The 25,663-nt window shown below is 64.8% G+C and carries 19 protein-coding genes and 1 pseudogene; 11 read left to right on the top strand and 9 right to left on the bottom strand.

From position 1 onward, the window contains the following. Positions 1-106: 106 nt before the first annotated feature. The 4 genes and pseudogenes from AC58NV_RS20300 to puuE form a co-directional block, all read right to left on the bottom strand. Positions 107-1,065: pseudogene (locus AC58NV_RS20300) on the bottom strand (transposase); the annotation flags it as partial. Positions 1,066-1,128: 63 nt separating this feature from the next. After that, the gene (locus AC58NV_RS20305; RefSeq protein WP_497228753.1) at positions 1,129-2,565 is read right to left on the bottom strand and encodes a uracil-xanthine permease family protein; all 1,437 of its coding nucleotides are present in this window, start codon (positions 2,563-2,565) and stop codon (positions 1,129-1,131) included. Positions 2,566-2,632: 67 nt separating this feature from the next. Next, the gene (locus tag AC58NV_RS20310; RefSeq protein ID WP_497228754.1) at positions 2,633-3,124 is read right to left on the bottom strand and encodes an ureidoglycolate lyase; all 492 of its coding nucleotides are present in this window, start codon (positions 3,122-3,124) and stop codon (positions 2,633-2,635) included. Next, positions 3,121-4,536 (bottom strand): allantoinase PuuE, encoded by a 1,416-nt coding sequence (gene puuE / locus AC58NV_RS20315; RefSeq protein WP_497228755.1) that lies wholly within the window; start codon positions 4,534-4,536, stop codon positions 3,121-3,123. The genes AC58NV_RS20310 and puuE overlap by 4 nt, the downstream gene beginning before the upstream one ends. Before the next feature lie 149 nt (positions 4,537-4,685). Here puuE and uraH point away from each other — a divergent pair, with 149 nt between their 5' ends. After that, positions 4,686-5,042 carry a hydroxyisourate hydrolase gene (uraH, locus tag AC58NV_RS20320; protein ID WP_141892228.1) on the top strand — a complete coding sequence of 119 codons (357 nt, stop codon included), beginning with the start codon at positions 4,686-4,688 and terminating at the stop codon, positions 5,040-5,042. Between the two features lie 79 nt (positions 5,043-5,121). On the opposite strand, the gene AC58NV_RS20325 is transcribed toward uraH, so the two are convergent. Beyond that, positions 5,122-6,030, bottom strand: coding sequence for a LysR family transcriptional regulator (locus tag AC58NV_RS20325; protein WP_497228756.1), 909 nt, complete (start codon positions 6,028-6,030; stop codon positions 5,122-5,124). A 105-nt stretch (positions 6,031-6,135) separates the two neighbouring features. On the opposite strand from AC58NV_RS20325, the gene AC58NV_RS20330 reads away from it, so the two are divergent. Beyond that, positions 6,136-7,395 carry a urate hydroxylase PuuD gene (locus AC58NV_RS20330; protein WP_497228757.1) on the top strand — a complete coding sequence of 420 codons (1,260 nt, stop codon included), beginning with the start codon at positions 6,136-6,138 and terminating at the stop codon, positions 7,393-7,395. 324 nt (positions 7,396-7,719) lie between these two features. Beyond that, the gene (locus AC58NV_RS20335) at positions 7,720-7,923 is read left to right on the top strand and encodes a hypothetical protein (protein ID WP_497228758.1); all 204 of its coding nucleotides are present in this window, start codon (positions 7,720-7,722) and stop codon (positions 7,921-7,923) included. Positions 7,924-7,982: 59 nt separating this feature from the next. Here AC58NV_RS20335 and AC58NV_RS20340 read toward each other — a convergent pair whose 3' ends face one another. Then, on the bottom strand, positions 7,983-8,900 hold the full coding sequence (locus AC58NV_RS20340; protein WP_497228759.1) for a LysR family transcriptional regulator: 918 nt from the start codon (positions 8,898-8,900) through the stop codon (positions 7,983-7,985). A gap of 207 nt (positions 8,901-9,107) precedes the next feature. Between AC58NV_RS20340 and xdhA the strand changes: the two genes are divergently transcribed. The 6 genes from xdhA (at position 9,108) to AC58NV_RS20370 (ending at position 19,513) form a co-directional block, all read left to right on the top strand. Then, on the top strand, positions 9,108-10,571 hold the full coding sequence (gene xdhA / locus AC58NV_RS20345; protein ID WP_497228760.1) for a xanthine dehydrogenase small subunit: 1,464 nt from the start codon (positions 9,108-9,110) through the stop codon (positions 10,569-10,571). Between the two features lie 12 nt (positions 10,572-10,583). Then, positions 10,584-12,902, top strand: coding sequence for a xanthine dehydrogenase molybdopterin binding subunit (gene xdhB, locus AC58NV_RS20350; RefSeq protein WP_497228761.1), 2,319 nt, complete (start codon positions 10,584-10,586; stop codon positions 12,900-12,902). Positions 12,903-12,905: 3 nt separating this feature from the next. Further along, positions 12,906-13,799, top strand: a complete 894-nt coding sequence (gene xdhC, locus AC58NV_RS20355) for a xanthine dehydrogenase accessory protein XdhC (protein WP_497228762.1) — start codon at positions 12,906-12,908, stop codon at positions 13,797-13,799. A 31-nt stretch (positions 13,800-13,830) separates the two neighbouring features. Then, the gene (locus AC58NV_RS20360) at positions 13,831-15,426 is read left to right on the top strand and encodes a xanthine/uracil/vitamin C permease (protein ID WP_497228763.1); all 1,596 of its coding nucleotides are present in this window, start codon (positions 13,831-13,833) and stop codon (positions 15,424-15,426) included. Positions 15,427-15,489: 63 nt separating this feature from the next. Continuing rightward, a complete protein-coding gene (guaD, locus tag AC58NV_RS20365; RefSeq protein ID WP_497228764.1) occupies positions 15,490-16,788 on the top strand; it encodes a guanine deaminase in 1,299 nt (432 codons plus the stop codon). Between the two features lie 184 nt (positions 16,789-16,972). Further along, positions 16,973-19,513, top strand: coding sequence for an AMP-binding protein (locus tag AC58NV_RS20370; RefSeq protein WP_497228765.1), 2,541 nt, complete (start codon positions 16,973-16,975; stop codon positions 19,511-19,513). Here AC58NV_RS20370 and AC58NV_RS20375 read toward each other — a convergent pair. From AC58NV_RS20375 to AC58NV_RS20385, 3 genes are all read right to left on the bottom strand, one after another. Further along, the gene (locus tag AC58NV_RS20375) at positions 19,510-20,718 is read right to left on the bottom strand and encodes a pyridoxal phosphate-dependent aminotransferase (RefSeq protein ID WP_497228766.1); all 1,209 of its coding nucleotides are present in this window, start codon (positions 20,716-20,718) and stop codon (positions 19,510-19,512) included. The two genes, AC58NV_RS20370 and AC58NV_RS20375, sit on opposite strands and share 4 nt — an antisense overlap. Before the next feature lie 239 nt (positions 20,719-20,957). After that, on the bottom strand, positions 20,958-21,845 hold the full coding sequence (locus AC58NV_RS20380) for a LysR substrate-binding domain-containing protein (protein WP_497228767.1): 888 nt from the start codon (positions 21,843-21,845) through the stop codon (positions 20,958-20,960). 1 nt (position 21,846) lies between these two features. Further along, a complete protein-coding gene (locus tag AC58NV_RS20385) occupies positions 21,847-22,752 on the bottom strand; it encodes a LysR substrate-binding domain-containing protein (protein WP_497228768.1) in 906 nt (301 codons plus the stop codon). A gap of 138 nt (positions 22,753-22,890) precedes the next feature. On the opposite strand from AC58NV_RS20385, the gene amaB reads away from it, so the two are divergent. After that, a complete protein-coding gene (amaB, locus tag AC58NV_RS20390) occupies positions 22,891-24,393 on the top strand; it encodes an L-piperidine-6-carboxylate dehydrogenase (RefSeq protein ID WP_497228769.1) in 1,503 nt (500 codons plus the stop codon). Beyond that, the gene (locus tag AC58NV_RS20395; RefSeq protein ID WP_497228770.1) at positions 24,383-25,654 is read left to right on the top strand and encodes an NAD(P)/FAD-dependent oxidoreductase; all 1,272 of its coding nucleotides are present in this window, start codon (positions 24,383-24,385) and stop codon (positions 25,652-25,654) included. The genes amaB and AC58NV_RS20395 overlap by 11 nt, the downstream gene beginning before the upstream one ends. The last annotated feature ends 9 nt before the right edge of the window (positions 25,655-25,663 follow it).

A 25,663-nucleotide genomic window follows, 5' to 3' on the forward strand; every position in this document is an offset into this window, starting at 1 on the left:
GAGCTCTGCATTTCAGAAAATGACCGTTCCCCGCTAATTCCGTGGAAAGACACCGTTCGCGAGCGCAGAAATCCGGCGCTTGAGAAGGGCGCGTGCGCCTTCCCTGTCAGGCGTGCCGCTTTTGCTGTGGTGCGGGAAGGGTCTTGGCGAGTTTCTGGAGATTCTGAGCGGTGGCGTCGAGCAGGAATTCGTCATTTGCACCGCATGGGCCGCGTAGTCGGAGTCTTCTCTGGCCCAGGGTGCGCTTCAGGTGCGCGAACAGTAATTCGACCTTCTTCCTCAGCTTCATCGAGATCGCGCATTGCTCGGTCTTGGCAAGAGTCGCGAACAACTTGGCGGGCGTCTTCATGTTCTTCGCGGGTGATATTGCGCGCGTTGCATTCGGGCAGCATTTGGCTTAGGACGGACAGGCCTGGCAAAGTTCTTTCAGCGCGCGATACCAGGCAGTGTCCTTTCTGGTCGGCCCCCGGTTGGGGTCGGAGTAGTTGCGGCGGAATGCTTCAGTTCGTGGCCTTCAGGGCAGATGTATTGATCGTTAGCGGCGTCCCATTCGAAATCAGCCCAGGTTCAGGTGTCATCGTTGCGCCCTGACTTGTCAAAGACGGGAATATGCGGGGCGATCTTGCGGTCGGCCAGCCAGCCCAGCATCGGCGCGGTGCCGTAGTCCGTGTCCGCGATCAGGCGTTCGGGATGCAGATCAAACCTGGCCTTCACCCGCTCCAGCGTGGTCCTGGCCGATCCAACCTCGGCTTGCCTGATCGACCGGGTCGCTTCGACACCGACTATGACGCCATGGTCTGTGTCGATCAGGTAGTTGTCGGAATAGCTGTAGAATGCCGGGCCTTTATGCGCGGCAGTCCACTGGCTGGCCGGGTCGGAATGCGAGGTGAACTTGGGCTGGACCTCGCTAGCCGCGCCGAACGCGGCCTCGTCCAGCGTTTCGAGATACTCGCGCAAGGCGCGGGGCGCGTCAGCCGGGCCAATCCTCACAACGTCCCAATCCTCCTTCGGCGTTGAGTTCTGCTTGTAGGCATCTGTATCAATCAGGCTCGCGTCGATGGCCAATCCGCACAAAAAAGCCGGCCCTTCAGGGGCCGGCTCTCTCATTCTTACGGGACGCTGAATACCTCAGGCATGATCCTCGTGCGGCAGCGAGCCCTTGCCGTGGCCGCTCATCCCGCCAGAGACTTCCTCGGTGGCTTCGTCCGCCAGATCCTGCGGCAGCACCAGGTTCAGCACGATGGCAATCAGAGCTGCCGGCAGCAGGCCGCTGGTCAGCAGGATGCGCGCGGTGTCCGGCATGTGCTGCAGCGCACCGGGCTCCAGCTGCAGGCCAAGGCCAATGGACAGTGAGATCGCAAAGATCACCATGTTGCGGCGGTTCCAGTCCACGTCCGACAGCATCGACACGCCTGCTGCAACCACCATGCCGAACATCACGATCACGCCGCCGCCCAGCACCTCGATCGGCACCGTACGGATCACCGCGCCGACCTTGGGCACGAGCCCGCAGACAATCAGGAAGATCGCGCCGCAGGTCACGACGTGCCGGCTCATCACCCCGGTCATCGCAATCAGGCCGACGTTCTGGCTGAACGAGGTGTTCGGGAACGCACCAAAGAAACCTGCAACGGCTGTACCCACACCATCGGCATAGGTCGCGCCGGCGATCTCCTCCTCGGTGGCCTCGCGGCCTGCGCCGCCCTTGGTCACGCCGGACACGTCACCGACGGTTTCCACCGCAGAGACAAAGCTCATCAGGCAGAAGCCGATGATCGCGGCGGCAGAGAACTCGAAGCCGTATTTGAAGGGCTGCGGCAGGGCAAAGGCGGATGCCCCGGACCAGGAGCCGGAAATCGCCTCAAATGTCAGCATGCCGGTCATCAATGCATAGATGTAGCCGACGATCAGGCCCAGCAGCACGGCAGAGACAGAGAGCATCCCCTTGGTGAAGAACTTTAGGCCCAAGGTCACCAGGATCACAACCAGCGCCGCAGACCAGTTCAGCAGCGAGCCGTACTCTGGCGTGCCAATCGCGGGCACACCGCCTGCGGCGTACTGGATGCCGACCTTGACCAGCGCCAGGCCGATCATGGTGACAACAAGGCCGGTGACCAGCGGCGGCAGGGCAAAGCGGATCTTGCCGATCACTGTACCCAGCAGCCCGTGGAAGATGCCGCCGACGATAACGCCGGTGAACAGGGCGGCCAACCCGTCCACACCCTTGCCCGCAACCAGCGGGATCATGATGGGCAGAAAGGCAAAGGAGGTGCCCTGCACAATCGGCAGCGCAGAGCCGACCGGGCCCAGAGTGATGGTCTGCAGCAGGGTGGCAATGCCGGCAAACAGCATAGACATCTGGATCAGATACAGAAGTTCCGGGAAATCGGGCGAGTTGGAGCCGAACCCGAAACCGGCAGCGCCGGCCACGATGATGGCGGGTGTCACGTTTGAAACGAACATCGCCAGCACATGCTGAATGCCCAGCGGCACCGCCTTGTGCAAGGGCGGCGTATAGTTGGGGTCGCGCAGCTGTTCTGGCGTCCCGATGGAAGTATCAGCCATGTTTTCTCCTGTTGGTCATGGGGGTCTTGCCGCTTCTTGTTTTTTGCTGGCGGCTTCGGGGCAGTGGTCAGTCCGCGACCACGGTAAAAGGCTCCTTGAACCAGTGTTCTTCGAGGTTGGGTGAGGTGCCGATCCGGTCGACAACAATGTATTGGCCGGGTGATCCCAGCGGGGCGAGCACCCCATGCCAAGTGCTCCGGTGCAGGTTGATGGACTGGCCCGGCTGGCTGACGAAGGCCTGCAGGTTGACCGGCACGCCGCCGTCGTCATCTGCCACCACCACCAGCATCGGCACGCCGCTGACCGGCACAAAGGCCTGGCTGCCCTCCGGATGGCGCTCCACCATGTCGATCTTGTGCGGCAGGTGGCGGGCCTTTGCATCAAACAGGCTGATGCCGGCCCGGCCATCCGGGCCGAAATCCAGGGCCGCGCGATCGTGGTGACGGCCGCACATGCCCTGGTTGATCATCTTGTCCGGCGCGCCCGCAACCTCGATCACGTCGCCATAAGGCGCAAAAGCCGCCGCGGTCAGCGGCTTCGCTGTCAGCAGGCCGCTCACGGCAGCAGGTCCTGCAGACGGAACTGGGCGATGCGCTCGACCTGGCGGCAGGCCTCATCGAACTCGGTTGCCCGGTCATTGTGGATGCGGCGGTGGAAGGCCTCCATGATCGACGCCTTGTTGTGATCCCGCACCGCGATGATGAAGGGGAAGCCGTGCTTCTCCACATACTCGGAGTTGAGCCGGGTGAAGGTCTCGCGCTCTTCGTCGGTCAGCATATCAAGGCCGGCACTGGACTGTTCCGAGGTGCTCTCCGCCGTCAGCCGCCCCGCGGCGGCCAGCTTGCCCGCCAGATCCGGGTGCGCGGTCAGCACGCCCAGCCGCTCGTCCTCGCTGGCGGTGCGGAAGATCCGGCACAACGCGTTGTGGACGCCAGCCGCGCAGTCATGCGCCGGACCCAGTTCCAGGTCAAAGGCACGGTCGGCGATCCACGGCGAATGCTCGAAGATCGAACCGAACTTGGAAACGAACTCCTCGCGCTCCATCCGGCTGGGGCGCTCGCGTTTCACAGGCGGATGGGCCTGCGCCCAATGCTCGGCAATGTCGACCCTGCGCGGGCACCAGACACCGTCAAAGCCCTGGATGTACTCGATGAACCGCTTGAGGCCGGCAATCTTGCCCGGACGGCCCACCAGACGGCAGTGCAGGCCGATAGTCATCATCTTCGCAGCACCTGCCTCGCCCTCGGCATAGATCACGTCAAAGGCATCCTTCAGGTACTGGAAGAAGTGCTCACCGGTGATCCAGCCCGGCGAATTGGCGAACCGCATGTCGTTGGCTTCCAGCGTGTAGGGGATGATCAGCTGATCGCGCCCGCCACTTTCCAGCCAATAGGGCAGGTCGTCGTCATAGGTGTCGGAGATGTAGTCGAACCCGCCTTCCTCAGCCACCAGGCGCACGGTATTGGCACTGCAGCGCCCGGTGTACCAGCCGCGCGGGCGGGTGCCGGTCACCTCGGTGTGCAGGCGCACCGCCTCGGCAATTGCGGCGCGCTCCTCTTCCTCCGCCATGTCCTTGTGTTCGACCCATTTCAGGCCGTGGCTTGCGATCTCCCAGTCCGCATCCTTCATCGCCTGCACCTGCTCAGGGCTGCGGGCGAGGGCGGTGGCAACGCCGTAGATGGTCAGCGGAATGCCGGCGCCAGTGAACAGCCGGTGCAGCCGCCAGAAGCCGGCGCGCGACCCGTATTCATAGATCGACTCCATGTTCCAATGGCGCTGGCCGGGCCATTGCGCGGCACCGGGGATGTCAGACAAAAAGGCCTCCGAGGCCGCATCCCCATGCAGGATGCAGTTCTCGCCGCCTTCTTCATAGTTCAGAACAAATTGCACGGCGGCTTTGGCCCCATTGGGCCACTGCGGGTCGGGTGCGGAAGCACCGTATCCGCGCAAGTCACGGGGATAGCGCGTCACGTCAGGTCTCCTGTCTTTTTACTATGTATAGAACAGATAATCCCATTCGGCTTTCAGTATATTTTTGAAAGAACTTTTTGACTCTTCCTTCTGTATGCATTCGCCTGAACCGCGCATACCTATGGAAACGGAATAGATAGGAGGCTGGCATGGCCGGATTTCTGACCACCCATGTGCTGGACACCGCCCGCGGCTGCCCGGCAGAAGGGCTGAAGATCGACCTTTACCGGATCGAAGGCGATGAGCGCATCCACCTGCGCAGCCTGACAACCAATGACGACGGGCGCACCGATGAACAGATCCTGCCCGCAGGCGAGTTCGCCACCGGCACCTATGAGCTGGTGTTCCACGCCGGCGGTTATCTGCGCGCCACCGGCCAGGCCGGCGCCGATCCGCTGTTCCTGGACGAGGTGCCGCTGCGCTTCGGCATGAGCGAGGCTGACAGCCACTACCACGTGCCGCTGCTGCTGTCGCCCTACGGCTACTCCACCTACCGCGGCAGCTGAGCCACCCTTCCCAAGATACCTCTCCTCCCGCTTGGCATCTGCCGGCGGTTCCCGTCCCAGGCAACTGGGGCGGGTTTTTTCATTCTGAGGGGAGGGATGCCTGGATGTGGTCCACCATGAAATCCATGAACAGCCGCACCTTCGGGTCCTGGTGGCGGCGGTGGACATAAAGGCAGGCCATCTGGATCGGGATCGGCGGCTCCTCCGCCAGCACCGGCACCAGCCGGCCGGAGGCCAGATGCTCCGAAATCTCGAACACCGGTTTCAGGATGATTCCATGCCCGTCCAGCGCCCAGCTGGTCAGCACATCGCCGTGGTCCGATTCAAACGGCCCGGTGACAGTCACCCGCTTGACCCCGTCATGGCTGCGCAGCGGCCATTGGAACTCAGGCGCGCCGGGATAACGCAGGTTCAGGCAGTCGTGCGCCTCCGTTTTCAGTTCGTCGCTGTTCTTCGGCTGGCCGCGCTCCCGAATGTACTCCGGCGCTGCGCACAGCACCCGCGGGCAGTCGGCGATCTTTCGGATCCGCAGATTGGAATCCTCCGGCACGCCTAGGAAAAACGCCGCATCCAGCCCCTCGGCCGCCAGGTCCAGTTTGCGGTCCGAAAGCCGCAGCCGGATCGAGATCAGCGGATAGGCTTCCTTGAACTTCGGCACCGCCGGCGCAATCAGCCGCTGCCCCAGCCCCAGGGGCGCCGCCACATACAGCGTGCCGCGCGGGGTTTGGGTGACGCTGCTGATATCGGCCTCGGCCTCATCCACCGCCTCCAGGATTTTCACCGCCCCGCGGTAGAACAGGTTGCCCTGCTCGGTCGGGTTCAGAAGCCGGGTGGTGCGCTGGAACAGCCGCACGTTAAGGTGTTCTTCCAGCTGGGAAATCCGCGACGACGCCACGGCAGCCGAGATCCGCATGTCGCGCGCGGCGGCGGACATGTTGCCAAGTTCATAGACACGGACAAAGGTGCGGATATTGTCGAGATAGGCCATTCACGTATTCTTTGTGTTATTTTGAAACAGCTTGGATTTTTTACCTAATACATGAAAATAGCGGCATGCTCTAGTGTCCTTGCCAAAGCTTATGAGGAGAGAACAATGGAAGAGCTTGTGATCATGTGGGACTGGCTGGGCTTTGCGGTCCGCTGGCTTCACGTCATCACCGCCATTGCCTGGATCGGATCGTCCTTCTACTTCGTCGCGCTGGACCTTGGCCTGCGGAAAGTTCCGCATCTGCCGGTCGGCGCGCATGGCGAGGAATGGCAGGTCCACGGCGGCGGTTTCTATCACATCCAGAAATACCTGGTGGCGCCGGAGAACATGCCGGACCATCTGATCTGGTTCAAATGGGAAAGCTACGCAACCTGGCTGTCAGGCGCGGGCCTCTTGATGATCGTCTACTGGGCAGGCGGCGAGCTCTACCTGATCGACTCGACCAAGGCCGATCTGGCCCTGTGGCAGGGCATTCTGATTTCCGGCGCATCGCTCAGCATCGGCTGGCTGGTCTATGACTACCTGTGCAAGTCGCCGCTGGGGGACAAGCCGACCTTCCTGATGGTGCTGCTGTTCGTGCTGCTGGTCGCCATGGGCTGGGGCTACAACCAGATCTTCACCGGCCGCGCGGTGATGCTGCACCTGGGCGCCTTCACCGCTACCATCATGACCGCAAACGTCTTTTTCATCATCATGCCGAACCAGCGCATCGTGGTGAAGGACCTGCAGGAGGGCCGCACGCCGGATGCAAAATACGGCAAGATCGCCAAGCTGCGTTCGACCCACAACAACTATCTGACGCTGCCTGTTGTGTTCCTGATGCTGTCGAACCACTATCCGCTGGCCTTTGCCACCGAGTACAACTGGCTGATCGCGGCGCTGGTGTTCCTGATGGGCGTGACCATCCGCCACTACTTCAACAGCAACCACGCGGGCACCAGCAACCCGACCTGGACCTGGCCGGTGACCGCCATCCTGTTCATCGGCATCATGATCCTGAGCCAGGCGCCGCTGCAGCAGGACACCTACGAAGAATCCGAGGCGCGGGAGCTGACCAAATCCGAGCAAGTGTTTGCCAGCAACCAGCATTTCGAGGACGTGATGAATGTGGTGCCGGGCCGCTGCGCCATGTGCCACGCGCGGGAGCCCTACTATGACGGCATCCGCCGCGCGCCCAAGAACGTGCTGCTGGAAACCCCGGCCGATGTGGCGAAATACGCCAAGGAGATCTACCTCCAGGCCGGCGCCACCCACGCGATGCCGCCCGCCAACGTCACCTACATGGAGGACGAGGAGCGCGCCCTGATCCGCCGCTGGTACGGCAGCGCCTCCCAGGATATGCCCTTCAAGCTGGCCGCGAACTGACGCAGATCAGCACTTTCAATCCGGATGGCTCTGCCCTTGTGGCGGGGCCATTTTTTGTCCGGCACCGGGCGTGCACCCCCTGTACACCCCCTGTACACCGCCTGTGCACCCCCAAAGCAGCGCAGCCATGGAACCAAACAGGCCCGCCGTGTGTTATGCTGATACAGGGCTTGCCCGACTGCGCCGGATCTCCGGGGCCTCCGGCCTGTTCAGAGACAGCGCCAATCCCTTTCGGGCACTCTGACTCCGGCACAAGAAACCGGGGGCTGGCCGTTTGGGGCCGCGGCGAAACTGCGGGGTTTGGACGCTGAAGGAGGAAACACGATGCTTAGCAAAACCATCGCCATCGGGTTCGCACTTTGCACCACTCTTGCCGCCTGCGGCGACACCACCGACGAGCGGCTGGTCTACGGCGCGGGAGCCGGCGCTGCCGGTGCCGCGGTTCTGGACGGCAATCTGGTGACGGGGGCCGCTGTCGGCGCCGCGGCGAACCTGATTTACTGCAAGGAAAATCCGCACCGCTGCTAAGGCGAGAACCCTGGTATCCGGAAAGGCGGGCCAGCGGTGCCCGCCTTTGCCCTTTGCGCCTATCCGCCCGCTTCGCTGCGGCGGAAGGCGGCCAGCCCGTGTTTCACCGCGTAGTCCACAAACAGGCGGATCTTGGGGTCCTGCAGTTTCCGGTGCGGGTAAAGGCAGCCGAAGATCGTCGCCTCAGGCGGGGTGTCCGGCAGCACCTCGACCAGCGCGCCGCTGCGCAGATGCGCGGCCACGTCGAACCGCGGCTTGTTGACGATGCCGCGCCCGTCCAGCGCCCAGTTGGTCAGCACGTCGCTGTCGTCGGCGTCATACTTTCCTGACACCTCCAGCTTGCGCGGCCCTTCCGGGGTCGACAGCGTCCAGAAATACTCGGGCGAGCGCGGGTAGCGCAACAGCAGGCAATTGTGGCCGGTCAGCAGATCCTCCGGCACCTGCGGCGTGCCGTGCCGCTCCAGATACTCCGGCGCGGCGCACAGCACCCGGGCGCAATCGGCGATCTTGCGCATCTTCAGGGTGGAATCATGCGGGGTGCCGATGAAAAACGCCACGTCCAGCCCGTCCGCCAGAATGTCGACCTTGCGGTCCGACATCCGCATCCGGATTTCGGTGGCCGGGTAGTCCTCGACAAACCCCGGCACCAGGGGTGCGATGATGCGGCGGCCGACACCCAGGGGTGCGGTCACCCGGATCACCCCGCGCGGCGCTTCGGAGAACTGCGAGACCACCGCCTCGGCGTCCTCAATCGATTCGAGGACCTTCTTGGCCTCGGCATAGAACAGCTGTCCGACCTCGGTCGGGGTCAGCGATCTCGTGGTGCGGTTGAACAAACGGACGCCAAGGTGCTTTTCAAGCTCCTTGATCCGCTTGCTGGCCACCGCCGGCGTCAGCCGCAAGTCGCGCCCGCCAGAGGTGATGCTGCCCAGTTCGACGACTCGGGTAAAGACCCGCAGGGATTCCAGATAAGACATGGTTCACAGACCTTTACGGGGCGCACCCGCCGCTTGCCCTTTACTGCGGCAAGCGGCAGATACGCCGGTTCCGGCACCTGTTAGCCTAACCATTTTCAACAGGGTGTTGAAAGCCTTTCGCGATTGCAGCCGTTAACCGATGCAGTCGGACAAGGTAAAAATGACGCAACAGAACTAGAAGCTGTCCAGCGACTACTTGGAGGCCAGATGGAACATCAAAACGACATTCGCTTTCTGCTGAACGGGCGGGAGCTTTCGGTCAAGGACGTGAAGGCGACCACGACCCTGTTGGATTTCCTCCGGCTGGAGCAGCGCCTGACCGGCACCAAGGAAGGCTGCGCCGAGGGCGATTGCGGCGCCTGCACCGTGCTTGTGGGCCGTCTGCATAATGGCGCGCTGCGTTATGAGGCGGTGAACGCCTGCATCCGCTTCCTGGCGTCTCTCAATGGCTGCCACGTGGTGACGGTTGAGCATCTCTCCGGCCCGAACGGGCGTCTGCACCCGGTGCAGCAGGCGATGGTCGAATACCACGGCAGCCAGTGCGGCTTCTGCACCCCCGGCTTCGTGATGTCGCTTTATGCGCTGTGGATGGAAAACCCGCAGCCGAACGAGACACAGGTTGAGACCGCCGTGCAGGGCAACCTGTGCCGCTGCACCGGCTATGAGCCGATTGTGAAAGCCGCACTTGCAGTGAACCAGTACGGTACCCCGGCCAACGATTACCTGACCACCGAACGCGACAGCCTGACCGCCAAGCTGAAAGCGATCCAGCCGCAGGCCCGCGTCGTGACCGGCCCGGAGGACGACCGCGCCATCCTGCCGCTGGACGCCGCCGACCTGGCGCAGGTGCTGGCAGAAAATCCCAAGGCGACCATCGTGGCAGGCTCCACCGATGTGGGCCTGTGGGTGACCAAGTTCATGAAGCCGATCTCTCCGGTGGTGTTTGTTGCCCATCTGGAGGAGCTGAAGGCGATCGAGCTGACCGACGAGGCGCTGATCATCGGCGCAGGTGTGACCTATACCGAAAGCGAAGCAGCGATCCGCGATGCCTTCCCGCATCTGAGCGCCTACTGGGACCGCATCGCCGGCTGGCAGGTGCGCAACATGGGCACCATCGGCGGCAACATCGCCAATGGCTCGCCCATCGGGGACACCCCGCCGGTGCTGATCTCGCTGGGGGCTGAGGTGACGCTGCAGAAAAAGGGCGGTTCGCGCACGCTGCCGCTGGAGGATTTCTTCATCGACTACGGCAAGCAGGACCGCGAGCCGGGCGATTTCGTCGCCTCGATCCGCATCCCGCTGCGCCGGGACGGGCAGATCGATGCCGCCTACAAGATTTCCAAGCGCCGGGACGAGGATATCTCCTCGGTTGCGGCGGGCGTCAGCGTCACCGTGAAGGATGGCGTGATCGCCTCCGCGCGCATCGCCTTCGGCGGCATGGCGGCAACGCCCAAGCGTGCGGCCGGTGCCGAGGCCGCGCTGGTGGGCCAGCCCTGGGGCGAGGCCGCGTTTGACGCCGCAGCGGAGGCGGTGAAGCAGGACTTCACTCCCTTGAGCGACTGGCGTGCCTCTGCCGATTACCGCGCGCTCACGGCCAGCAACCTGCTGCGCCGTTTCTACCTGGAACATGATGCGGGAACCGCCGGTGCCGTCCGGCTGGCCGTCGCCTGAGGAGGATTTGAGATGAAAGACCATCAGACCATCAGCGGCGCAGTGCACCATGACCGCCAGCATGACAGCGCCATCAAGCATGTGACGGGCCGCGCCGAATACACCGACGATATCGCCGAACCCTATGGCACGCTGCACGCCTACCTGGGTGTCTCCACCGTGGCCCACGCCAATATCAAGGGCATCGACCTCAGCGCCGTGCGCACCTCACCCGGCGTGGTGGATGTGCTGACCGCGGATGATGTTCCCGGCGTCAACGACATCAGCCCCACCGGCAAGCATGACGAGCCGGTGTTCCCGACCGGGAAGGTCGAATTCCACGGCCAGCCGATGTTTGCGGTGATCGCCGAGACCCGCGATGCCGCCCGCCGTGCCGCCGAGCTGGCACAGGTGGATTACGAGGTGCTGCCGCATTCCCTGGACCCGGTTGCCGCACAGCTGGCCGGCTACCCGATGGTCACTGACCCGCTGAAGCTTGAGCGCGGCGATGTGGAGGCGGGCCGCAAGGGCGCTGCCCACCGCATCCAGGCGCAGATGACCGTCGGCGGCCAGGACCACATGTATCTGGAGGGCCACATCGCCTTTGCCATCCCTGGCGAGGACGAGGACGTGACCGTGCATTGCTCCACTCAGCACCCGAGCGAGGCGCAGCATATGGTGGCGCATGTTCTGGGCGTGTCGAACAACGCCGTCACCGTCAACGTGCGCCGGATGGGCGGCGGCTTTGGCGGCAAGGAAAGCCAGATGAACCTGTTCTGCGCGGTGGCTGCGATTGCCGCGAAGAAGCACAACAGACCCGTAAAGATCCGCCCGGACCGCGATCAGGACATGACCGCCACCGGCAAGCGCCATGACTTCGTGATCGACTATGACGTGGCCTTTGACGACGAGGGCCGCATCCAGGCGGTCGAGGGCGGCTTTGCCGCGCGCTGCGGCTATTCCTCGGACCTGTCCGGGCCGGTCACCGACCGCGCGCTGTTCCATGCGGATAACGCCTATTTCTACCCGAACGTGCTGCTGAAAAGCCGCCCGATGAAGACCAATACCGTCTCCAACACCGCTTTCCGCGGCTTTGGCGGCCCGCAGGGTGTGGTCGCGGCGGAGCGGATGATCGAAGAGATCGCCTATGCCCTCGGCAAGGACCCGCTGGATGTGCGTAAGGCCAACTTCTATGGCGAGGAAGGCCGCGACCTGACGCCCTACCATCAGAAGGTGGAGGACAATATCCTTGACCGGCTGATCACAGAGCTGGAAGAAAACGCCGAATACCGCAAGCGCCGGGAAGAGATCATCGCCTTCAACAAGGAGTCGAAGATCATCAAGAAGGGCATCGCCCTGACCCCGGTGAAATTCGGCATCTCCTTCACCGCGACCTGGTACAACCAGGCGGGTTCGCTGATCCATGTCTACAACGACGGCTCGATCCACCTGAACCACGGCGGCACCGAGATGGGGCAGGGCCTCAACACCAAGGTGGCGCAGGTTGTGGCCGATGCCTTCCAGGTGGATTTCGAGCGTATCAAGATCACCAAGACCACCACCGAGAAGGTGCCGAACACCTCCGCCACCGCGGCCTCGTCCGGCTCGGACCTGAACGGCATGGCCGCGCTGGATGCGGCGGAGCAGATCATTGCCCGGCTGACCAAGTTTGCAGCTGAGAAGCACGGCGTCTCCGAGGCGGAAGTGGAATTCCTGCCCAACCGCGTGCGCGTCGGCAGCGAAGTGATTCCCTTCGATACACTGGTGAAAGAGGCCTATATGGCCCGCGTCCACCTGTCGGCAGCGGGGTTCTACAAAACGCCGGAAATCCACTGGGACCGCGCGGCGGGCAAGGGCCAGCCGTTCTTCTATTACGCCTATGGCGCGTCCTGCTCCGAAGTATCGGTCGATACGCTGACCGGCGAATACCGGGTGGAGCGCACCGACATCCTGCATGACGTGGGCCGCTCGCTGAACCCGATCCTGGACAAGGGCCAGGTGGAAGGCGCGTTCATTCAGGGCATGGGGTGGCTGACCACCGAGGAACTGTGGTGGGACGGCGAAGGCCGCCTGCGCACCCATGCGCCCTCGACTTACAAGATCCCGCTGGCCTCTGACCGGCCGCGCATCTTCAACACGCAGCTTGCCGAATGGTCGGTGAATAAGAAGCGCACCATCAAGCGGTCCAAGGCCGTGGGCGAACCACCGTTCATGCTGGGCATCTCGGTGTTCGAGGCGCTGTCGATGGCGGTTGCCAGCACCGCGGACTACAAGGTCTGCCCCCGTCTGGATGCGCCGGCCACGCCGGAGCGCGTGCTGATGGCGATCGAAACCCTCAAAGCGCAGGGCTGAGCCATGACCCGCCGCCTTTCCCTCCAGGACTTTCTGGCCAGTCACAAGCATGTGGTGCAGGTCGCGCTGACCCGCGTTCGTGGTTCCTCCCCGCGCGAAACCGGCACCTGCATGTTTGTGGCGGCGGAAGGGTTGTGGGGGACCATTGGCGGCGGCCAGCTGGAATACATCGCCATCGACCACGCCCGGCGGATGCTGAAGCAGGACGTGATCAGCGACACGCTGGATGTGCCGCTGGGGCCGGAAATCGGCCAGTGCTGCGGCGGCCGGGTTGAAATGTCACTGGCGCAGATGCGCCAGGCCGACCGCGACGATGCCATTGCCCGCCAGCAGGCCGAGGACCAGGCGCTGCCGCATGTCTATGTGATGGGCGCAGGCCATGTTGGCCGAGCGCTGGCGGATCTGTTCCAGCATATGCCGGTGCGCTGCATCCTGATCGACCAGCGCGCCGAAGAACTTGCCTTGTGCAACGCGGATGTGGAAATCCGCCAAAGCGCTATTCCTGAGATCGATATTGCCACCGCGCCCGCGGGCAGCGCCTTTGTCGTTCTCACCCATGATCACGCGCTCGACTTCCTGCTTGCCTCCGCTGCCCTGCAGCGCGGCGATGCGGGCTATGTCGGCCTGATCGGATCGGCCACCAAGCGGGAGAAGTTCCGCCGCTGGTGCCGGGACCATTGCGACGGTCTGGGAACCGACCGTCTCATCTGCCCCATCGGGGCAAGCGGTAGCCGCGACAAGCGGCCCAGCGTCATCGCCGCCTTCGTGGCGGCGGAAGTGATCGCTGATTTGACCTCTGAAACTGCCGCGTCCGCTCCATCACGGAGCACAGACCTGCCCGGAACGGGCAAGCAACCGGACGCAGAGGGAGACACGGCTGGAGCAATCAGCCGGTAAGGACTGCGTCCTCTGATAGGAGGAGGCCGCCATGACCACAGGGCGGAGCTATACGTACAAACTGTTCGCGCGGAATGACTTCAGTGCATTCTGGGCGCTGTTCACCGACAACCTGATCAACCTGATCGTGCTTTCGGGCATCTGTCAGTTTGTGTTCAACATGCCGGCGGACATCGTGTTCGGCCGCATCGTGCCCGGCGCCGCGGTGGCGATCCTGGCCGGTATCGCGGTCTACACCTGGCTGGCCAAGCACATCGCCGAGAAAGAAGGGCGCGACGTGACCGCGCTGCCCTATGGCATCTCGACCCCGGTGATGTTCGTCTATCTGTTCGGCGTGATCGGTCCGATCTACTGGTCCACCAATGACGCCATGCTAGCCTGGCAGGTGGGCATCGGCGCGGGCTTCATGGGCGGTATCGTCGCCGCGATGGGCGCCATCGTCGGTCCCTGGCTCAAGCGGGTGACCCCGCGCGCCGGTATGCTCGGCACCCTCTGCGGCATCGCGCTGGTGTTCATCGGCACCGTTCCGCTGGCAACGATTTTCGAGAATCCGTTCATCGGTTTTGCCTCGATGATCATCATCCTGTGGGGCCTGGTGGGCCGCCACCGGCTGCCGTTCAACATCCCGGCAGGCCTTCTGGCGCTGATCGTCGGCACCGTTGTGGCGCTTGGCATGGGCGAGGCCTCGGTGTCCCTTGATGGCGTGGGCGTCTACCTGCCGATCCCCTACTTCGGCGACCTGATTGCCGGTATCCAGCATCTGTTTGCCAACCCGGAGCTGTTCCTGGTCCTGGTGCCGGTGCAGATCTACAACTTCATCGAAACCATGAACAACGTCGAAAGCGCCGAAGCCGCGGGCGACCACTATCCGGTTGGCCTGTGCCAGGTTACCGACGGCGTCGGCACCATGATCGGTGCGGTCTTCGGCTCGCCGTTCCCGACCACCGCCTATATCGGCCACCCGGCCTACAAGCGGATGGGCGCGCGCTCCGGCTATATCATCGGCGTCGGCCTGGTGATCCCCTTTGCCGCCTTCTTTGGCCTCTTGGCGTTCCTTAACAACCTGATCCCCGTGGCTGCTGCCGCGCCGGTGCTGGTGTTCGTGGCGCTGAGCCTGGTGACCAATACCGCGCATTCGGTGAAGACCGACCATATCGCCGCGGTGACCATTGCGATGATGCCGCATGTCTCTGCCTTCCTGGTGGTGAAATGGGGCGCGCTGGCCGGCGCACTGGGCGCATTGGGTGCCACCGGCATGGCGCAGCTGGGCGATCCGGAGCTGACCGCAGCGCTGCTGCAGCAGGGTGCCCATTACGAAGGCCATCTGGCCCTCAGCCAGGGTGCCATCCTGACCGGTCTGATCTGGGGCGCCATCGTCGCCAGCGTGATCGACGGCGACTTCCGCAACGCGGGCGGCTTTGCCCTGGCGGCGGCGGTGATGTCGCTTGTCGGCGTGATCCACTCTGCCAGCCTGCATTGGCCGGAGTTCAACGGCATCGCCCTGGGCTACCTGATCGCGGCCGGTTTCCTGTTCATCTACCCGATCTTCCACAAGGCGGAGGAGCATGAGGAAACCGAAGAGGACGGTGCAAAACCCCATGTGCCGCACCTGCCGGCGGGCGAATAATCCCAAATGACAAAGGGCAGGGGGCCGCGTGCCCCCTGCCTGCGAACCAAGGACATCAAAGACATGACATCGAAACAGACGCTGCTGCGCGGGCGGGTGCTTTCCTTCACCGCCGAACCGCAAGGGGCTGAGGACACCAGCGCCTATGAGTTCATCGAGGACGGCGCGCTGCTGGTGGCGGACGGCATGATCCTGGCCAAGGGCAGCTATGGCGACCTCGCCCAGCAGGCCGCAGGCGCCGAGGTGATCGACCACCGCCCGAACATCCTGATGGCCGGCTTCATCGACACCCATCTGCATTTCCCGCAGGTGCAAGTGATCGCCTCCTGGGGCTCGCAGCTTCTGGAGTGGCTGAACAACTACACCTTCCCGGAGGAAACCCGCTTTGCCGATGCCGGCCACAGTGCTGAGATGGCCGGGCATTTCTTTGACCTGCTGACCAGCCACGGCACCACCACCGCGGTGGCCTATTGCTCGGTCCACAAGACCTCGGCCGAGGCTTATTTCACCGAGGCCGCGCGCCGCAACATGCGGATGATCGGCGGCAAGGTGCTGATGGACCGCAACGCGCCTGAGGGGCTGCTGGACACACCGGTCAGCGGTTACGACGACACCAAGGCGCTGATTGCCAAATACCACGGCAAGGGCCGCGGCCTCTATGCGATCACCCCGCGGTTTGCCATCACCTCCACCCCTGATCAGATGGAGATGGCGGGCGCGCTGGTGAAGGAGCATCCGGATTGCTACGTGCAGACCCACCTGTCGGAGAACCACGACGAGATCGCCTTCACCGCCGAGCTGTACCCGCAGGCCCGCGATTACCTGGATGTCTACCAGTCCTACGGGCTGCTGACGCCGAAAATGCTGCTGGGCCACTCGATCCACCTGAAACCGCGCGAGATCGATGCTTTGGCCGAGACCCGGGCGAAGCCGGTGTTCTGCCCGACCTCCAACCTGTTCCTGGGCAGCGGGCTGTTTGACGACGCGGGCCTGCGCAGCCGCGGCATCACCAATGCGATTGCCACCGACATCGGCGCGGGCACCAGCTATTCAATGCTGCAGACCCTGAACGAGGGCTACAAGGTCCTGCAATTGCAGAACCAGAAGCTGCACCCGCTGCGCGCCTTCCACTGGATTACCCGCGGAAACGCGGTGGCGCTGGGGCTGGAGGACAAGATCGGCACGCTGGAGGCCGGCACCGAGGCCGACATCGTGGTGCTCGATTCCCGCGCCACCCACGCGATGGACCTGCGGATGCAACGGGCGGAGACCCTGTCGGAGGAGCTGTTCATCCTGCAGACCCTGGGCGACGACCGTTCCATCGCGCAGACCTATGTGGCCGGCCAGCCGATGAAGTCCTGACCTTGCGGCCGCGGGCCAATGCCCGCGGCCCATTTCACCTTCTCAATTTTTTAGCATAATCCTCATTACATACCTCTTCGCAAACTGCGCTCCTGCTTGCTCGAAAAAGACGGCAACAAGCCGCCTGGCAATAATTGACAAAATTAGTAAATTATAATACCCGCCGCGCTCGAAGGAGTTGCGGATGTTTTTTGACCTGGCCAAATTGCGCGCGTTCGGCGCCCGTCCTTGCCTGATTTCGGCGGACGGAACGGAGCTGACATATGCCGCGCTGGCAGATGCCGCCGAACAGTTTGCCCGCCAGCTGCCGCAGGAGCGGCGGCTTATAGCAGTTGAAGCCGCGAGCGATCCGCAAGCCATCTCCGCCTATCTTGGCGCGCTGGCCGCCGGCCATGCCGTGATGCCGCTGCCCGCCGGGGATGACACCACCGCAGACAGCCTGACAGACCGCTTCCGCACCGCCGCCAGCTTCCGCTGCATTGGCGGGACCTGGCAGCTGCTCAACCATGCGCATGAACCGGCGGACATCCACCCGGATCTTGCCCTGCTGCTGCAAACCTCCGGCAGCACCGGCCACGGGCGCGGGGTGCGCCTGTCCTCGACGGCCGTGGACAGCAACGCCCTCGCCATTGCGGAGTATCTGGAGATCCAGCCCCAGGACCGCGCCGCGCTGATCCTGCCGCTGCATTATTCCTACGGCCTGTCGGTGCTGCACTCGCATCTCGCCGCCGGTGCCAGCCTTTGGCTGGCCCCCGGCTCGGTTCTGGATCCAGGCTTTGCCGATATGCTGGCGGCCTCCGGCGCCACCAGCCTGGCCGGCGTGCCGCATCACTTCCGGCTGCTGGACAGCGCGGGCCTGTCCCAGGCGCTGCCGGAAAGCCTCAAGACCCTTACCGTTGCGGGCGGCGCGATGGAGGCGGAACACGTACGCAGCTGGGCCGCCCGGATGCAGGCCCGTGCCGGCCGGTTCTTCGTCATGTACGGCCAGACCGAGGCCACCGCGCGGATCAGCTACCTGCCGCCTGAACAGGCTTTGGATCATTCCGGGGCCGCAGGCCGCGCCGTCCCCGGCGGCCAATTGCTGCTGCGCGATGCAGGCGGCAACGAAGTCACCGCGCCCGAAGGCGAAGGCGAGCTGGTCTACCGGGGCCCGAACGTGATGATGGGCTATGCCGAGGACAGCGCCGATCTGGCCAAAGGTGCGGAGCTTACTGAACTTGCCACCGGCGACCTTGCCCGGCGCGATGCAAACGGGCTCTATCACATCACCGGGCGGCTCTCACGCATGTCCAAGATCGCGGGCCTGCGCATCGGCCATGACGCCATCGAGCGTGCCCTGGCCGCCCAGGGGCATGAGGCTGCGGTCTGGGGCGATGACACCCGTATCTCGATTGCCATCTGCGGTGCGGAGGACGGCATTGCTGCGCTGGCTGCCAAGCTGACCGGCGTCGGCCAGCAGCATTTCACGGTGCTGCCGCGCACATCCCTGCCGCGGCGCGCCAATGGCAAGATCGACTACCCGGCGCTGAAGGCGCAATCCGCCAAGCCCAAGCCCGCCAAGGGCGTTCTGGCCGCCTTCCAGGCCGCCTTTGCCCCACAGACCGTGGGCCGCAACGACAGCTTTGCCTCGCTCGGCGGCGACTCGCTGCGCCATGTGGAGCTGTCGCTGGCGCTCGACGAAGCCCTGGGCGGCGCCCCGGCAGGCTGGGAAGACATGCCGGTCAAGGATCTGGAGCAGGCCGCCCCGGCGCCTGCCGCCAGCCTGCCCTTTGATCTGGTGGCCCGGGTGGTCGCCATCCTGGCGGTGGTGGTGGCGCATCAGACCTTCTGGCCGGTCTTCGGCGGCGCCGCGGCGATGGTGATCCTGATGGGGATGAGCGTTGCAGGCTTCCGCTGGGAAGCGCTGAAATCCGGCGATATGCGCAGTTTCTTCAAACCTGTCGCCGCGGTGCTGATCCCCTATTACCTGATCCTCGCAGGCTATGCCGTGGCGTGGGAGCAGGTGCCCTGGGCCTCGCTCTTGCTGGCGGGCAACTTTGCCCTGACCACCCCCGAAACCCATCTGATGCTGCCGTATCTCTATTGGTTCATCGAGGCCTATCTGCAGATGACCCTGCTGGTGGCGCTACCCTTTGCCCTGCCGCCGGTGCGGCACTGGCTGGTGCAGCAGGGCGCCTACCGCGCGGGCCTCTGCTTCCTGGCGTTTGCCGTTGCCATCCGCCCGGTGGCACCGGAAGTCTGGCAGATCGGCGGCCGGGCGCAGTTCACCGTGCCCTGGGTGTTCTACCTGTTTGCCCTGGGCTGGTGCATCACCGCCGCCAGCACGCCGGGGCAGCGGCTGCTGGTGCTGGCAGCGGCCTGCGTGATCATGCCCGCCGCCGCCTATCTTGGCGGCAACTGGTACGGCGGCTGGATCAAATACATGTGGCTCTTGGCGCTGATTGCCGGGCTGCTGTTCATCACCCGCCTGCCGGTGCCGCGGTTTGCCGCCCGCCCGCTGATGCGGCTGGCGCAGGCCGCCTTCCCGATCTACCTGCTGCACCGGTTTGTGCCGGAGCTGCTGATGCCGATGATCGGGATGGAGGGCCGCAGCCCGCTGAACGATACGCTGGCGATCTTCGGCGGCATCGCCCTGGGTCTTGCTGCTGCCGCCCTGCAGCGCCAGCTGGTGCAGGCCTGGTCCAGCGCCAGAAGCCGGCGCCAGCCGTCAATGGCGCAGGCCTAGGTCAGTGCCGCCACCGCCCGGCCGATCCGGGTCAGTGCCTCGCGCAGCTCCGCCTCGGAGGTGGCATAGGAAATCCGGAAATAGGGCGAGATGCCGAAGGCGCGGCCCGGCACCACCGCCACATGATGCTGGTCCAGCAGATAGGCGCAGAAATCCGCATCCGTCTCCAGCACCCTGCCCTCCGGGGTGCGCTTGCCCAGGAGCCCTGCGCAATTGGCGAATGTGTAAAACGCCCCCTCCGGCACCGGGCAGGTGATCCCTTCCATGCCGTTTAGTGCCTCCACCACCAGATCGCGCCGCGCCTGAAAGCTGGCCCGTCGCTCCGCCAGCACCTCCTGCGGGCCGTTCAGCGCCGCCGCCGCGGCTGCCTGCGAAATCGACGAGGGATGCGAGGTCGATTGCGACTGCACCACTTTCATCGCATCTATCAGCGCCTTCGGTCCGCCCGCATAACCCAGCCGCCAGCCGGTCATCGCATAGGCCTTGGAGACGCCGTTGACCGTCAGCACCCGATCCTTCAGCCGCGGCTCCACTTGCGCCGACGTGGCGAATTCAAAGCCGCCATAGGTGATGTGCTCATACATGTCATCGGCCATCAGCCAGACATCCGGATGCCGCAGCAGCACCTCCAGCAGCGGGTGGTAATCCGCGGCGCTATACGCTGCCCCCGCCGGGTTCGAGGGCGAGTTCAGCAGCAGCCATCGGGTGCGCGGGGTGATCGCCGCCTCCAGCTTCTCCGCCGTCAGCCGGAAACCGGTATCATCACCGCAGGGCACCAGCACCGGCTCGCCCCCGGCAATGCGGATGATGTCGGAGTAGGACGTCCAGTAGGGCGTGGGCACAATCACCTCATCGCCGGGGTTGAGGCTGGCCATGAAGGCATCGAACAGGATCTCCTTGGCGCCGGTGCCGGCGATGATCTCGTCCAGCGCATAGTCCAGCCCGTTGTCGCGCTTGAACTTCGCCTGGATCGCCTGCCGCAGCGCCAGCGTGCCGCCGAGCGGGGTGTATTTGGTCTCCCCCGCCCGCATCGCCGCAGCCGCGGCCTCCTTGATGTGGTCCGGCGTGTCGAAATCCGGCTCGCCTGCGCCCAGGATGATCACCGGCGCGCCCTGGCGCTTCATCTCCGCCGCCTTGGCGCCGATGGTGAGGATTTCAGAGACCTCAAGCGGGTCAAGACGGCGGGCGCGGCGGAATTCGGCCATGGCGGAGGCTCCCTGCTGGTATTGGCATAGCCAGCTTGCAGCATCCGTGCGGGTGGAAAAACCAGCCGGTTTCGACGGCACCCATTCCTGCTGGTCATGGCTAGAACATCAAAACGGAGGGCAGCGCCCGTTCCGCACGGGGAGGGCGTGAAGCGCCCGCCGCCGTTTTGCCGGAGGCAAACCTTCGGTTTGACGGGGGCGGGACCGGCGCTGCCCGGCCTTCGGCCAGGCAATAGCTCTCATTCCGGCCTGGTCCGCAATTGCTTGCGCATCCAGCTTTCCAGCTTCTGCACAGCCTCCGGCACCGGCCCGTGCGGGCGCACCAGGTAGTAGCGCTTGCGCGACACCAGCTCCGGCCCCGGGATGCGCAGCAGATCGCCGCCCGCAATCTCCCGCGCCACCATGTCATAGGGCACAATCGCCGCCCCCAGCCCCGCCGCCGCCGCCGCAATCACCATCGAGTGCTGGTCGAAATAACGCCCGTCCTGCCGCGGCGCGCCCGCCAGCCCTGCGCGCTCGAACCACTCCGCCCAGGACCCCGCACGGCTTTCCAGATGCAACAGCGGCGCCTGTGCCAGATTGGCCGCCAGCTCCAGCTGATGGGCGGCATAGAACCCCGGCGCGCAGACCGGCACCATCTCCTCCCCGAACAGCGGCGCCATATGGGTGCCGGGCCAATTGTCGAGCCCGTAATGCACCGCCAGGTCGAAGTTTTCGCGGGCAAAATCAAACGGCTCCAGCCGGGTGGAGAAGCTCAGCTCCACCTCCGGATGGCGCTGAAAGAAATCCGGCAGCCGCGGGATCAGCCACAGGTTGGCAAAGGCCGGCAGCACCGCGATCCGCAAAGCCGAGCGCCCGGCCCCGGCGGCGGCGGCCTTCTGCAGCGTTGCCCGCAGCCCCGCCAGATCCAGCTCCAGATCCGCCGCCAGCCCCTGCCCCGCGGGCGTCAGAACCACGCCGCGCCCGGCCCGCTGGAACAGGTCGAAGCCAAGGTCCGCCTCCAGCTCCTTCACCTTCTTGCTGACCGCGCTCTGGGTCAGCCCCAGCTCCTCCCCCGCAGCGGTGAAACTCTGGTGCCGCGCAGCGCTTTCGAAACAGCGCAGATGTGTCAGGCTTGGCAGGCGCATCTCAAACCTCCTCCAGCTGCATCAGCAGCCATTCGCGGAACTTGATCAGCGGATATTCCTCCGCGTGGTCCGCGGGCCAGACCAGGAAATATTCGCCCAGGCTCACCGCAGCCCCCTCCATCGCCAGCGCCAGCCGCCCCTGCGCGATCTCATTCTCCGCTAGGAAATCCGGCAGCAAGGCCACCCCCAGCCCATGCACCGCCCCCTGCGTCATGGCGGAGGACTGGTCAAACAGCATCCCCCGCAGCTTGGCCGCCGGAACGTCGTGCAGATGAAACCATTGCTCCCAGCAGTCGGGATGGGTCTCCAGATGCAACAGCGGATAGTTCAGCAGCTCTGCCGGGCTGGCCACCGGCCCGTCCATCAGCCCCGGCGCGCAGACCGGCAGCACGTGTTTCGGCATCAGGGGCAGATACTCCACCCCCGGCCAGTCGCGCGTGCCGTAGTGGATCGCCGCCTGCGCAGAGCCGGTGTCAAAGCTGAACGGCAGATTGTGGGTGTGCAGGTTCACCGTGATCCCGGGATGCGAGGCGGCAAATTCCTTGAGCCGCGGCGCCAGCCAATGGAGGCCAAAGGACGGCAAGATCGAGAGGGTAAAGCTGCCGCCGTCCGGATTGGCCCGCAGCTTGACAGAGGCCTGCGCCAGCCGGGTCAGGATCGCCCTCGCCTCCTTGGCAAAGCCCGTCCCCGCCGGCGTCAGCTGCATCCGCATCTGGTCGCGGGCAATCAGGTCCACCCCCATCTGCTCCTCCAGCTGCTTCAGCTGGCGGCTGATGGCGCTTTGCGTCAGCGACAGGTCCTCCGCCGCGGCAGAGGCGCTGCCGAGCCGGTCCACCGCCTCCAGCGCCAGCAGAGAGGGGATCGAGGGCAAAAAACGGCGCGGCGCAATCATATGATCATAACTCATGGCTGCAGGATTTACTTTCATTAGCAATCCGGTCCGCCAGGTGCAATTTCTATATCAGACCTACGCCCGGCGGGACTTCGCGGGAAACCACCCTAAAGTTTTCCTCATGCCCTGCCCTCGCACCGAAAGGACGCTGATATGCCCCATTCCGACATCCTCGCCGCTGCCGGCCTGACCCAAGCCGAACTCACCGGCGGCAGCCTGACTGTCACCACGCCGGTCGACGGCAGCGAAATCGCCCGCCTGAAAACCCACAGCGCGGCTGAGGCCGAGACGCAAATCGCCGCCGCCAAACAGGCCTTCAAGTCCTGGCGCCTGATCCCTGCCCCGCGCCGCGGCGAGCTGGTGCGGCTGCTGGGCGACGAGCTGCGCAAGGAAAAGGAAAACCTGGGCCGCCTCGTCACCCTGGAATGCGGCAAGATCTACCAGGAGGGCCTTGGCGAAGTGCAGGAGATGATCGACATCTGCGACTTCGCGGTGGGCCTGTCGCGCCAGCTTTACGGCCTCACCATCGCCTCCGAACGCCCCGGCCACGCGATGCGCGAGAGCTGGCACCCGATGGGCACCTGCGGCATCATCACCGCCTTCAACTTCCCGGTTGCGCCCTGGTGCTGGAACGCCGCGCTGGCGCTGGTCTGCGGCGATCCGGTGATCTGGAAACCGTCGGAGAAAACCCCGCTCACCGCGCTGGCGGTGCAGAAGATCTGCGAACGCGCCATGGCAGCCTTTGGCGATGACGCGCCCGACGGCCTGATCCAGGTGCTGATCGGCGAGCGTGACCTGGGCGAGGCCCTTACCGCCTCCATGGACGTTGCCATCATCTCCGCCACCGGCTCTGTCCCGATGGGCAAGGCGGTGTCCTCCGACATGTCGAAACGCCTCGGCCGTACCATTCTGGAACTGGGTGGCAACAACGCGATGATCGTGGCGCCGTCGGCCGATCTGGAAATGGCCCTGCGCGCCATCGTGTTCTCCGCTGTCGGCACCGCCGGCCAGCGCTGCACCTCCCTGCGCCGCCTGATCGTGCACGAGGATATCTATGACGCGCTGATCCCGCGCCTGATCAAGGCCTATGAGGGCCTGCCGATCGGCGACCCGTTGGCAGACGGCACCCTGGTCGGCCCGCTGATCGACCGCCACGCCATGGATTCGATGCTGCGGGCGCTGGAGCGCGCCCAGGGCGAAGGCGGCACCGTGCATGGCGGCGCCCGCGCCCTGACGGACAGCTTCGCCAACGCGGCCTATGTGCATCCCGCCATCGTCGAGATGCCCGCCCAGACAGAGATCATGCACACCGAAACCTTCGCCCCGATCCTCTATGTGGTGAAATACGCGGGTCTCGACCAAGCCATTGAAATGCAGAACGAAGTGCCCCAGGGCCTCAGCTCCTGCATCTTCTCCACCGACGTGCGCGAAACCGAATATTTCCTCTCGGCAGCGGGCTCCGACTGCGGTATTGCCAACGTGAACATCGGCCCCTCCGGCGCTGAAATCGGCGGCGCGTTCGGGGGCGAGAAGGAGACGGGCGGCGGCCGCGAAAGCGGCTCCGACGCCTGGAAAGGGTACATGCGCCGGCAGACCAACACCGTGAACTATTCGCGCGAGCTGCCGCTTGCTCAGGGGATCAAGTTTGACATCTGATCTGGCGTCCAGCCTCTGGCACCAAACCTGCCAGGAAAACCCCGCCTTCCCGGAACTCACCGGGGAGGCTGAGGCCGATCTGGTGGTGATCGGCGGCGGCTACACCGGCTGCTCCGCCGCGCTTAAAGCCGCGGAACTGGGCGCCTCGGTCCGCCTGATCGAGGCGGAGGTGATCGGCTGCGGCGGCTCCGGCCGCAATGTGGGGCTGGCCAATGCGGGCCTCTGGCTGCCACCCGAAGACATCAACGCCGAGTTGGGGCCGGAGACCGGCAGCCGCCTTTCTTCCCTGCTGGCACGCGCGCCCGGGATGGTGTTCTCACTGATCGAAAAGCACACTATCCGATGCGAGCCGGAGCGCAGCGGCACCCTGCACTGCGCCCATGCGCCCGGCGGCCTGAAAGACCTGCAGCGGCGCCACGCCCAGCTCACCGCCATCGGCGCGCCGGTGGAGCTGCTGTCGCGCGAGGAAGCCATTCAGCGCACCGGATCCGAGGCCGTGCACGGCGCCCTGTTCGATCCACGCGCCGGGACCATCCAGCCGCTGGCCTATGTGCGCGGCCTCGCCCGCGCCGCCGCCGCTGCCGGGGCGCAGCTGCACAGCGGCACGCCTGCCACCGGCATTTCCCGCAGCGGCGGCAGCTGGCAGGTCACCACCCCCAAGGGCAGCTTCCGCGCCAGGCATCTGATCATGGCAACCAACGCCTACGCCCGCGAAATCACCGGCTATGACGCGCCGCAGGTGATCCCGGTGCATTATTTTCAAGCCGCCACCGATCCGCTGCCCGCACCCCTGCTGGAGAAAATCCTGCCGGGCAAGGAAGGCTGCTGGGACACCGCGCTGGTGATGTCGTCGTGGCGGCTGGATCAGGCCGGGCGGCTGGTGATCGGCGGCATGGGCGCGCTCAACCATATCGGCAGCGCGCTGCACCGCAGCTGGCTGCCCCGCAAGCTGGCCGCGCTATACCCCGAATTGAAGGATGCGAGGCTCCACAGCCACTGGCACGGCCGCATCGCCATGACCACCGAACACCTGCCCAAGATCCTGGATCTGGACGGCGGCTTGGCCTGTTTCGGCTATTCCGGCCGCGGCATCGGTCCCGGCACCCTGTTCGGGACCGCCATGGCAGAGGCGCTGCTGAGCGGTGACCAATCCTGCCTGCCGGTTCCGCCGGTGCGCGATCACGCGATCCCCTTTGCGGGCCTGCGCAGCGCCTACTACGAGACCGGCGCGACGCTCACCCATCTGATCAGCAACAGATGAAAAAGGCGG

The sequence above is a fragment of the Leisingera sp. ANG49 genome (genome assembly GCF_059694505.1).